Source organism: Kocuria rhizophila (genome assembly GCF_003667225.1).
In the GTDB taxonomy this organism is placed as follows: Bacteria; Actinomycetota; Actinomycetes; order Actinomycetales; family Micrococcaceae; genus Kocuria; species Kocuria rhizophila.
In genome coordinates, this window is record NZ_RCOM01000109.1 from 1 (window position 1) to 6202 (window position 6202).

Genomic DNA, 6202 nt, shown 5'->3' on the forward strand with positions numbered 1-6202 from the left:
GCACAAAACCGCACGACGGCGCCGCGAGCGCGAGTGGTGCGGGCAGCGGCACCGGGGCTGGCGCGCCCACGGCTGACGCGGCGTCGCCCACCGAGGGCACCGACCGGGCGGGTTCCTCCGCCGTTCGCACCGACCCCCAGGAGGACCAGCGATGAGCAACCGTCTCGCGCGTTTCGGCAACGACCTGCACAGTGGTCGCACGTCCTACCCCTTCGTGCAGAAGCGTGGTCTCTGGCTGGCTGTGAGCCTCGCCCTGATCGTGGTCTCCATCCTGATTCCCGTGGTCAAGGGCGGTTTCAACCTGGGCATCGACTTCACGGGCGGGTCCGAGTTCACGGTCTCCGGTGTGGAGAACCCGGACGCCTCCGTGGGGGAGCGGGCCGTGGCGGACACGGCGGGCACGCAGGAGGCCACCGTGACCAACATCGCCCCCGGAACCGTCCGAGTGCAGACCCAGCAGCTGGACGACGACCAGACGCTCGCGCTGAAGCACGAGCTGCAGGACGCGTACGGGGTGGGCGAGGACCAGGTCACCTCCACCTTCGTGGGTCCCACATGGGGCCAGGGTGTCACGCAGCAGGCGCTGTGGGGTCTGCTCGTGTTCGTGGCGCTGGCGCTGGCCCTGATGGCCCTGTACTTCCGCACGTGGAAGATGTCGGTCTCCGCGATCGCGGCCATGCTGACCACGATCGTGATCACCGCGGGGATCTACGCGCTCGTGGACTTCGAGGTGACGCCCTCGGCGATCATCGGCTTCCTCACGGTGCTCTCCTACTCGCTGTACGACTCCGTGGTGGTCTTCGACAAGGTGCGGGAGAACACCTCCGGGCTGCTGGACGGCACCGCGCCGGGGGAGCGGAAGAAGCGCACCTACGCGGAGCAGGTGAACCTGGCCGTGAACCAGACGCTGGTGCGCTCGATCAACACGTCCGTGGTGGGCATCCTGCCCGTGGGCTCCATCCTGTTCATCGGTGCCTACCTGCTGGGTGCAGGAACGCTCAAGGACCTCTCGCTGTCCCTGTTCGTGGGCATCATCGTGGGCACGCTGGCCACCCTGTTCGTGGCCGCGCCGCTGTACTCGTGGCTGCGGGACCGTGAGCCCGCCGTGCGGCAGCAGAGCCGGGAGGTGCTCGAGCAGCGCACCACCGACGCGCCCCCGGTCAGCTCGGACCCGGTCTCCGCGTGAGACCGGGTGTCCGCCCCGACCCCTCGACACCGCGAGCGCGGTGACCGTGGCCCCCGTGCACAGTGCACGGGGGCCACGGCCTTAGACTGGACCATCAGCCGCGCAGATCAGGCCCACCACGTCCTCGGCCACCGCGGCCACGCTAAGGAGGCGACGGATCATGTCCAGCCAGTCCGATCCCCGGGTCGACCGTGCCGCGGTGGACGAGTCCGCCTCCAGGGACGACCACGCCACCTCGGGCCAGGCGCCTGAGCGCGCGACCGAGCCGCTCCGCGCGCCGGCCCCGTCGCGCAGGGCGGGAAGCACCCCCGCGGGCGGCACCCACTACGTGCTGCCGGCATCACGGCCGGTCTTCGGCCGCGCGGTCTTTCCCGGGCGCAGCGAGCGCACACGGTCCACGCTGTCCGTGCTGAGCGGGGAGTCCGTGCCCAGCTCACCCATCCTGGTGCCCCTGCTGCGCACCGTGCAGAGCACCCACCCGGACGAGGACCTCACGGTCCTGGAGCGCGCCTTCCAGGTGGCGGACGCGCACCACGAGGGCCAGAAGCGCAAGTCCGGCGACCCCTACATCACGCACCCCGTGGCGGTCACCACGATCCTCGCGGAGCTCGGGATGACCGGGGCCACGCTCGTGGCGGGGCTGCTGCACGACACCGTGGAGGACACCCCCTACACCCTGGACGAGCTGCGCGAGGAGTTCGGGGAGGAGGTCGCCGCCCTGGTGGACGGCGTGACCAAGCTGGACAAGATCCACTACGGGGAGAACGCTCAGGCCGAGACCGTGCGGAAGATGATCGTGGCCATGGCCAAGGACATCCGCGTTCTGGTCATCAAGCTTGCGGACCGGCTGCACAACGCGCGGACGTGGCGGTTCGTGTCATCCGAGTCCTCGGGGCGCAAGGCGCGGGAGACGCTGGAGATCTTCGCGCCGCTGGCCCACCGGCTGGGCATGAACACCATCAAGTGGGAGCTCGAGGATCTCTCCTTTGCCGCGCTGTACCCCAAGGTGTACGACGAGATCGTGCGCATGGTGGGGGAGCGCACACCCGAGCGGGAGCGCCACCTCGCGGAGATCCGGGGTCAGATCGCGGAGGCCCTGGAGGGCTCCGGGATTGAAGCCACCATCACGGGCCGGCCCAAGCACTACTACTCGATCTACCAGAAGATGATCGTGCGCGGGAAGGACTTCGACGAGATCCACGACCTGCAGGCCGCGCGCGTGCTCGTGGACTCGGTGCGCGAGTGCTACGCGGCGCTGGGCGTGCTGCACGCCAAGTGGCGGCCGCTGCCCGGGCGGTTCAAGGACTACATCGCGATGCCCAAGTTCAACATGTACCAGTCGCTGCACACCACGGTGATCGGTCCGAACGGGCGCCCGGTGGAGATCCAGATCCGCACCCACGAGATGCACCGCCGCGCGGAGTACGGTGTGGCCGCGCACTGGAAGTACAAGGACAAGGTCAACCAGGCGAACTCCGCCACACCCAAGGCCAAGGAGGGCGAGCTGAACTGGCTCAGCTCGCTGGTCTCGTGGCAGGAGGAGGCCAAGGACTCCTCGGACTTCCTGGACTCCCTGCGCTACCAGATCAACACCGCCGAGGTGTACGTGTTCACGCCCAAGGGCGAGGTCATGGCCCTTCCCACGGGCTCCACCCCGGTGGACTTCGCATACGCGGTGCACACGGAGGTGGGCAACCGGACGATCGGCGCCCGGGTCAACGGCAAGCTCGCCCCGCTGTTCTCGCAGCTGCAGCACGGCGACCGCGTGGAGATCCTCACCTCCAAGTCCGAGCAGGCCGCGCCCTCCCAGGACTGGCTCAAGTTCGTGGGCTCGCCGCGCGCGCGGACCAAGATCCGGCAGTGGTTCTCCAAGGAGCGCCGGGAGGAGGCCATCGAGCGCGGCAAGGAGCTGCTGACCAAGGCGCTGCGCAAGCACCACCTGCCGCTGCAGCGCACCGTGACGAGCGAGTCCCTGCTCGCGGTGGCCCAGGACTTCAACCGCGGGGACGTCGCCGCGCTCTACGAGGCCCTCGGCTCGGACGCGGTCAGCGCCCACCAGGTGGTCGAGAAGTTGCTGGAGCACCTGGGCGGTGCGGAAGGGACCGAGGAGGACCTGGCCGAGAACACCCGGGTCACCCAGCCCGTGCGCGCCGGTGCCACGGACGCGGGCGTCGTGGTGCAGGGAACCTCGGACGTCTACGTGAAGATCGCCCGGTGCTGCACCCCGGTGCCGCCGGACGAGATCGTGGGCTTCGTGACGCGCGGTTCCGGGATCTCCGTGCACCGCAGGGACTGCGCGAACATGAAGGTGGTCCCCGAGGGCGACGACCGCGTCAAGGACGTGGCGTGGGCGCCCACCCAGTCCTCCCTGTTCCGTGTGGAGATCCAGGTGGAGGCGCTGGACCGCAAGTCCCTGCTGTACGACGTGACCCGGGTGCTGTCCGAGAACCACGTGAACATCCTCTCCGCGCAGGTGCACACCTCCCGGGCGCGCCTGGCGATCTCCCGGTTCTCGTTCGAGATGGGGGACACCCGCTACCTGGACCACGTGCTGAACCAGGTGCGGCGCATCGACGGCGTGTACGACGTGTACCGCGTGTCGGGCCACCGCCCCGTCGCCTCCTGAGGGAACGCGCGGTGGGCGCTCGCACCCCCCTGGGCCCTCGTACCCCGTGGCCGCCAGCGGTGCCGCGGTGCCCGCGCCAGGTCTTGCTGAGCGCACCCTGCTGACCGCCCCCCGCCGGCCTTGGCACCTCGCACGGGCATGCGCCCGCCGAGCGCCGCCGGGGCGCGGCACTTCACGCCGGGGCGCGGCCGCTGCGTGGCGCCGCGGTGGCCCCGCCGAGCGCCCGGTCGAGCTTGCGCACCCTGGCCAGGGCGGCGCGGCGGCCGGGGGTTTTGGGCATCGTCTCCAGGTCACGGATGAGCTGGGCGGACGAGCACGACAGCCGGTCGTGTCCCAGCATGGCCAGCAGGGCGGCGTCGCCGGGAGGTCCCGGAACGTGCAGCGCCAGGTCCAGCGCGGTGCGCCGCGGTGTGGTGAGCGTAATGCCGTGGTGGGCCACCAGGTCCTCCGGGGCGAAGCTCGTCTGGTGCAGCACGATCCCGGCGGGCACCGTGGTGGTGGTGCGCGCGGACTTGTCCACGAGCACGGGCACGGGATCCGGTTCCGGTGCGCACCGGTAGAACCACGCGGCCCCCATCCGGCCGAGGACACCCCGGCGCTGCAGGTGACCGGGCAGGACCCGCCCCAGGACCGCGGCACGAATGCCGTGGGAGACGGGCTGCCACGCGTGCACGTGCGCGCCCAGCAGCTCACGGCGCAGCACACCGTCCACGGTCATGGCGTGCAGCTCGGCCCGGCTGAACGGGTGGCCCGGGAGGAACACGGTGACCGCGGCGTCGTGCCGGGTGCCAGTGGCGGGCGGCGGGGGTGCGAGGGACGTCATGCCCCCATCCCACCGCACGGCGCGGCCCCGTGGCAGGGAAGCCGGGCACCTGTGGAGAACGGACGGGCAGCGCCCCCGCACCGTTCGGTGCGGGGGCGCTGGTGACGCGGGGTCGAGGCTGAGCTCAGCCGAGTTCGGACGCGGAGGCCTGTAGCGTGGCGAGCCACTGCTCGCTCGTGGCGAGGTCCTTCTCGAGGGACGCGGCCTTCTTCTCGTTGCCCGCGGCCCGGGCGGCCTCCACAGCCGCCCGCTGGTCCGCGATCTTGTTCTCCAGCTGGGACAGCATGGAGTTGGAGCGGGCCTTGGTCTCGGGGTCGGTGCGCCGCCACTTCTCGTCCTCGGCCTTCTTGACGGCGTCCTCCACGGAGCGCAGCTCGTTCTCCACGCGGCGCATGTGGGCGCGGGGCACCTTGCCCGCCTCCTCCCAGCGCTGCTGGATGGACGCGAGCTGCTTCTTGGCTGCGGCCAGGTCCTTCACGGGCAGGATCTGCCTGGCCTCCGTGAGCAGCTGCTCCTTGACCTTCAGGTTGCCCTCGAACTCCTTGTCGATCTGCTCGTTCGCGGCCGTGCGGGCGTCGAAGAACACGTCCTGGGCGGCGCGGAACCGGGCCCACAGGGCGTCGTCGTCCTTGCGGGACGCGCGCGGGGACTGCTTCCAGCGGTCCATGAGCTCGCGGTACTTCCCGGCGGTCTCGCCCCAGTCCGTGGACGAGGAGAGCGCCTCGGCCTCCGCGATCAGGGCCTCCTTGACGCGCTTGGCCTTGGCGTTGGTCTCGTCCAGGGACGAGAAGAACGCCTTGCGGTGCCGGTCGAACGTGGTGCGCGCCTTGCGGAAGCGCTTCCACAGGGCGTCCTCGTCCGACTTGGACAGCCGACCGCCCGACTTCTGGTGCTCCTGCCACTGCGAGAACAGCTCGGCCATGCGGGAGGACGAGTGCTTCCACTGCGTCTTCTCCGGGTCCTGGCCCGCCACCTTCTCGGCCTCCTCCACGATGGCGGTGCGCCGCGCGAGCTGCTCCGCCTTGTGGGCCTTCGCCTCCTCGCGCTCACGGTCCAGGGCCACGCGGATCGCGTCCTCGAGCGTGTCCAGGCGGGTGGAGAGGTCCACGAGGTCGCCCACCATGGTGTGCGCGTCCACCTGCTCGCGCACGTGCGCCACGGTCTTGCGCATCTCACCGGCCGGAGCCCTGGCCGCGATGCGCTGCTCGAGCAGCGCGACCTGAGCCTCGGCGTCGTCGAACTTGCGCGCGAAGTACGCGAGCGCCTCGTCGGGGGTGGCGTCCGGGAACTGGCCGCACTCGTGCTCCGCGTCCCGCACGGTCACGTACACGGTGCCGTTCTCGTCCGCACGGCCGAACTTCCTGGCGCGTGCCACGGACTCGGCCGGGGCGAGGGCGGGGTGTGCGGCGTCCACCGGGTGCGACGCGCCCGGAGCGTGGGGAGCGGGCGGCGCCTTGGGAGCCGCCGGGGGCTTCGGACCGGCCTGGGGCTTCGGAGCGCCCGAGGGGTGGGGCGCGGCCGGAGGCTTGGGCGCAGACGGAGCCTTCGGGGCCGGAGGATCCTGGGG

The 6202-nt window shown here is 71.0% G+C and carries 4 protein-coding genes; 2 read left to right on the top strand and 2 right to left on the bottom strand.

The window, feature by feature from the left end; genetic code table 11:
* Positions 1 to 151: 151 nt before the first annotated feature.
* A complete protein-coding gene (secF, locus tag D9R02_RS10935; protein WP_070637736.1) occupies positions 152 to 1186 on the top strand; it encodes a protein translocase subunit SecF in 1035 nt (344 codons plus the stop codon).
* 160 nt (positions 1187 to 1346) lie between these two features.
* A complete protein-coding gene (locus D9R02_RS10940) occupies positions 1347 to 3812 on the top strand; it encodes a RelA/SpoT family protein (protein ID WP_121566904.1) in 2466 nt (821 codons plus the stop codon).
* A gap of 172 nt (positions 3813 to 3984) precedes the next feature.
* Here the strand turns inward: D9R02_RS10940 and D9R02_RS10945 are convergent, their stop codons facing one another.
* Positions 3985 to 4635 (bottom strand): type IV toxin-antitoxin system AbiEi family antitoxin, encoded by a 651-nt coding sequence (locus D9R02_RS10945; RefSeq protein ID WP_121566905.1) that lies wholly within the window; start codon positions 4633 to 4635, stop codon positions 3985 to 3987.
* A 124-nt stretch (positions 4636 to 4759) separates the two neighbouring features.
* Positions 4760 to 6202 (bottom strand): DUF349 domain-containing protein (locus tag D9R02_RS10950; RefSeq protein WP_310793824.1); only part of this gene is annotated, 1443 nt, incomplete at its 5' end.

Coding starts and splice junctions, on each gene's coding strand:
- D9R02_RS10940 (WP_121566904.1), top strand. CDS start 1,347: ATGTCCAGCCAGTCCGATCCCCGGGTCGACCGTGCCGCGGTGGACGAG.
- secF (WP_070637736.1), top strand. CDS start 152: ATGAGCAACCGTCTCGCGCGTTTCGGCAACGACCTGCACAGTGGTCGC.
- D9R02_RS10945 (WP_121566905.1), bottom strand. CDS start 4,635: ATGACGTCCCTCGCACCCCCGCCGCCCGCCACTGGCACCCGGCACGAC.